This window comes from Streptomyces sp. NH27 (genome assembly GCF_056859195.1).
Genome location: NZ_JACEGK010000591.1, coordinates 1 through 4,642, shown reverse-complemented (window position 1 = coordinate 4,642; position 4,642 = coordinate 1). Strand labels below are relative to the sequence as shown.

Here is a 4,642-nt window from a genome sequence, read left to right as displayed (position 1 = left end):
CCCCACCACTCCACCGAAACCCCCGCCCCGGCCTCCACCCGCTAGCGATTCCCGCTTCCCGCCGCTTCCCGCCGCCCGCCCGGCGGCGCATCGGGGGGATCTCCGTCGGCATGAAGGTCGCGGGGTGCCCAACATGCGGTTCCCCGCGCCCCCCTGACAAAGGGGTGCGCGGGGAGCCGGGAGAACGGGAGGGCCGAGCTTCCTTGCCTACGGCTCCGTGCTCGCCGTTGCCTCCGCCTCGGCCTCCGCCTCCGCCTCGGCCTGCGCACGGGCCTGCGCACCCGAGAGGCTGCGCAGCGGCACCTCCTTGATGGTGAGCATCAGCAGGAACGCCAGCAGGGCCACCCCGGCGACGATGATGAACACCAGGTGCATCGAGTCGGCGAACCCCTGCTTGAAGGGCGCGGCCAGCGCGGGGTCGAGGTGCTTGAGGAAGGACGAGTCGGTGACCACGGACTTCGCGCTCTGCGGCGAGATCGCGTCGGGATGCGCGGCGACGGCCTTCTGGAAGTCCGGGTGCGACTGCGCCTTGCCCAGCGCCGTGGTGATCTTGCCGCCGACCGTGCTGAACAGCACCGACAGGAAGATCGCGGTGCCCGCGGTGCCGCCGAGCTGCCGGAAGAACGTCGCCGACGCGGTCGCGGTGCCCATGTCCTGCGGTGGCACCGCGTTCTGCACGGACATCACGAGCGTCTGCATGGTCAGGCCGAGCCCGACCCCCATCAGCGCCATGAACGCCATGGTCCTGGGCAACGGGGTGTCCCACTGCACCTGGTAGTGGAACAGCAGCATGGTGACGAACATCAGCGCCGTGCCGACCACCGGGAAGATCTTGTAGCGCCCGGTCCGGGAGGTGGCCTGGCCGGCGGCGATGGAGGCGACCATCATGCCGAGCATCAGCGGCAGCATCTCCAGGCCCGACCTGGTCGGGCTCGCGCCCTTCACGATCTGGAGGTACTGCGGGATCATCAGCAGCCCGCCGAACATCACCATGCCGACGATCAGGCTGAGCAGGCTGGTGCGGCTGAAGACGTTGTTGCGGAACAGCCGCATCGGGATCAGCGCCTCGTCGCCCATGCCGCGCTCGACGAGGATCCAGGCGATCACCCCGACGACGCCGACGGCGTAGCAGAGCACCGCCCGCGCGGAGAGCCAGCCCCATGCCTCGCCCTGCTCGGCGATGAGCAGCAGCGGCACCAGGCCGACCACGATGGTCACCGCTCCCCACCAGTCGATGCGGTGATTGCGCTTGACGTGCGGCACGTTGAGCACCCTGGCGACCACGAACAGCCCGATGATGCCGATCGGCACGTTGACCAGGAACACCCAGCGCCAGCCGGCGATGCTCAGGATGGAGGACTGGCCGGCGAGGAAGCCGCCGATCAGCGGACCGGCCACGCTGGAGGTGGCGAAGACCGCGAGGATGTACCCCTGGTACCTGGCCCGTTCGCGCGGCGGCACGATGTCGCCGATGATCGCCAGCGCCAGCGACATCAGACCGCCGGCCCCGATGCCCTGGAAGGCGCGGAAGACCGCCAGTTCCACCATCGAGGTGGAGAAGGTGCACAGGATCGAGCCGACGATGAAGATGCTGATCGCGGCGATGAAGTACGGCTTGCGCCCGTGGATGTCGGAGAGCTTGCCGTACAGCGGGGTGGCGATGGTCGACGTGATCAGGTAGGCGGTGGTGGTCCACGCCTGCTGGTTCAGGCCGTGCAGGTCGTCGGCTATGGTCCGGATCGCGGTGCTGACGATGGTCTGGTCGAGTGCGGCCAGGAACATGCCCAGCATCAGACCGCTGAGGATGGTCAGGATCTGACGGTGGGTCAGACCTCCGGGTGCGATGTCGGCCGCGGGGGCCGAGGGCCCCGGGGCGGCCCCTGACGATGGTGAGGTCCGGCTACTACTGCTCACTTGGGTGTTCTCCTGGATCTGACCCGGGATGCGGGCCCGGCGGTGGTGCGGAAGCTGGAGGGGGCGGTCGCGCCGCCCGGTGCGTCGGCGCCGTGTTCGGGCGCCGGGTCGCTGTCGTGGCCCACGGGGCCGGGGTGGGCGTGGCCGTGCGGGTCGCCGTGGCCGTGTCCCTGCGCATGGTCTTGCGCGTGGCCGTGGCCGTGGCCGTGGCTGTGGCTCTGCGCGGGAGCGCACACGGGCCGCACGTGTCGTTCGGCGACGTCGTCGTTGAAGCGGGCCAGCAGGCGGCCGAGGTCCTGGCGGTCCGAGCCGGTCCAGGCGGCGAGCGCGTCGGCCAGTTTCTGGTCGCGCTGCGAGCGGTAGCGCTCCACCGCGGCGAGCCCCTGCCCGGTCGGGGAGAGCAGGGTGCCGCGGCCGTCCTCCGGGTCCGGTCGCCGTTCGACCAGGCCCCGTTCGACCAGCGAACGGATCTGCCGGCTCACGGTGGACAGGTCGAGCAGGGTGTCGGCGGCGAGGTCGGTGGCCCGCCGCGGGCCGCCCTCGGCGAGCCGCCCCAGCAGCACCCGGTCGCCCCACCCCTCGTCCCGCACCCGCTGCTTCCACGCGCCGACCAGCCGCATCAGCCGCGCCAGTTCGTCTCCGACGTTGGCGCTCTCTCGTACGACCTCGGCCTCGTGCACCACGCCGGTGCCGTGCGCCGCGGCGGTGCGGTGCGCAATGTCCGCTGCGTCCGCGGCGTCCGTCGCGTGCGCTACGGGTGCTATGTGCGCTACGTCTGCCGCGTGCGCGGCGCCGACCTCGTGCGCCACAGCCGATCCGTGCGCGACGCCGGTCGCGGGTACGGCCTCGGTGTCCGTCGCCCTCGCCCCCTGCTGTCCGATAAACAGTTGTTTGCCGTCAGCAACTTATATTACTTGCTGAGGGCAAGCAACTGAACGCGGGGGGCGCCCGGAAGCTACTCGATCGTGTCGTCCTGAGTCGTGCTCACCCGGTGCACGCCCTGGATCTCCGCGAGCGCCGACGCGAGCTCCACCACCGGCCGCGGCCCCTGCACGGTCAGATGCACGGTGACGGTGCCGCGGTGCTCGGGCTCGTGGTCGTGCTCCGCGGACAGGTCGACCACGTTGAAGCCCATCTTCGTGCAGGACGCCAGAGCGGTCCGCAGCACGCCGCGCCCGTCCTCGTAGTCCAGCCGGAGCCAGGCGGGGGAGCGGGTCGAGCCGGGGATACGGGCGGCCAGCGGCGCGAAGCCGAGCACGATCAGGAAGTGCGCGCCGGCCACCACCAGGGCCAGCACCGGCAGCCCGGCGCCCGCCGCCATGCCGATCGCGGCCGTCATCCACACCACGGCCGCGGTGGTCAGGCCGCGCACCACGTCCTGCCGTACGAAGATCAGCCCGCCGCCGATGAAGCCGATCCCGGAGACGATCTGCGCGGCCACCCGCGACGGGTCCAGCACGGTGTCGTGGCCGAGCACATCGCTGAAGCCGTACTTCGACACCAGCATGATCAGCGCGGCGCCGAGCCCGACGAGCGTGTGGGTACGCATCCCCGCGCTCTTCTGGCGTACCTCGCGCTCCAGCCCGATCGCCGCCGACAGTACGAACGCCAGCCCCAACTCGCCGATCTGCGACCAGCCCTGACCGGTCGGTTCGCCCCACATCGCCAGTTCCATCCGACTCACTGTAGCCACCGGCCGGTGCGCCGGACCGTCAACCGGGCGGCGCCTCGCGGACCACGTCCGCAGGGTTCTTGTCGTCGCGCAGACCCACGAATCGGGGGTGGCGCAGCATCCCGTCCCTGGTCCACTCGGTGAACGCGACCTGCGCCACGAGCACCGGTTCGGCCCAGTGCACGGCGCGTTCGCGCACCGGGTCGGCGAACGGCGATGCCGGCCGGGCGAGTTCGTCCAGCCGGGCCCGCACTTCCCGCAGCACCCGATCGCGGTACCCGGTGCCCACCTTCCCCGCGTAACGCAGCGTGCCGGCCGCGTCGTGGTAGCCCAGCAGCAGCGCGCCGAAGCCGATCCGCGAACCGGCCGGCTCGGTGAACCCGCCGACCACGAACTCCTGTCCGGCCGCGCACTTCAGCTTCAGCCAGTCGTGCGAGCGGCGCGGCTGGTACGCGGCGCCCGCGCGCTTGGCGATCAGCCCCTCCCAGCCGCGCGCACAGGCGTCGGCGAGCAGCGCCGGGGTGTCGCCGTCGTAGTTGCGGTGCGGGGTGAAGCGCAGCGGCCCGCCGTACGTCAACGCGTCCCGCAGCAGCACCTTCCGGGTCCGCTGCGGCACCCGGCCGATGTCCCAACCGGCCAGCGCCAGCACGTCGAACACGTAGTAGTGGACCACCACCGGGCTGGCCCGCACCGCCCGCGGATCGGTCAGCCCCATCCGCTGCTGGAGCAGCGCGAAGTCGGTACGGCCCGCGCGCAGGGCCACCACCTCGCCGTCGACCGTGAAGTCCGCGCACTCCTGCGCCGCGAGCGCCGCCACCACTTCGGGGTACGTCGCGCTGATGTCCCGTCCGGTGCGCGACAGCAGCCGCACGCCGTCCGCGTCGCGTACGGCCAGTACCCGCACGCCGTCGAGCTTCCGCTCGAACAGCCAACTCCCGTCGAACGAGCGGCGGTCGGTGGGGGTGGCGAGCATCGGGGAGACCGGGAGGTCGGCCCGGTGCGCGGGGACCGGACGCAGCAGGTGGGACGGCACGGCGGAGGGGCTCAGGGTGGGAG

At 71.7% G+C, this 4,642-nt stretch carries 4 protein-coding genes; all 4 read right to left on the bottom strand.

What is annotated here, in order from left to right:
* Positions 1–207 precede the first annotated feature (207 nt).
* The 4 genes from AC13HU_RS32610 to ligD all read right to left on the bottom strand — a co-directional run bounded on the left by AC13HU_RS32610 (position 208) and on the right by ligD (position 4,634).
* Positions 208–1,914 (bottom strand): MDR family MFS transporter, encoded by a 1,707-nt coding sequence (locus AC13HU_RS32610; RefSeq protein WP_483045592.1) that lies wholly within the window; start codon positions 1,912–1,914, stop codon positions 208–210.
* Complete coding sequence (locus AC13HU_RS32605) at positions 1,911–2,723, bottom strand: MarR family winged helix-turn-helix transcriptional regulator (protein ID WP_483045591.1); 813 nt, start codon at positions 2,721–2,723, stop codon at positions 1,911–1,913. The genes AC13HU_RS32610 and AC13HU_RS32605 overlap by 4 nt, the downstream gene beginning before the upstream one ends.
* A gap of 146 nt (positions 2,724–2,869) precedes the next feature.
* Positions 2,870–3,589 carry an MgtC/SapB family protein gene (locus AC13HU_RS32600; protein WP_483045590.1) on the bottom strand — a complete coding sequence of 240 codons (720 nt, stop codon included), beginning with the start codon at positions 3,587–3,589 and terminating at the stop codon, positions 2,870–2,872.
* A 37-nt stretch (positions 3,590–3,626) separates the two neighbouring features.
* Positions 3,627–4,634 (bottom strand): non-homologous end-joining DNA ligase, encoded by a 1,008-nt coding sequence (gene ligD / locus AC13HU_RS32595; RefSeq protein WP_483045593.1) that lies wholly within the window; start codon positions 4,632–4,634, stop codon positions 3,627–3,629.
* Positions 4,635–4,642 lie beyond the last annotated feature (8 nt).

Bases quoted from the DNA above. Each gene is read 5' to 3' on its own strand.
- AC13HU_RS32600 (WP_483045590.1), bottom strand. From the start codon at position 3,589: ATGGAACTGGCGATGTGGGGCGAACCGACCGGTCAGGGCTGGTCGCAG.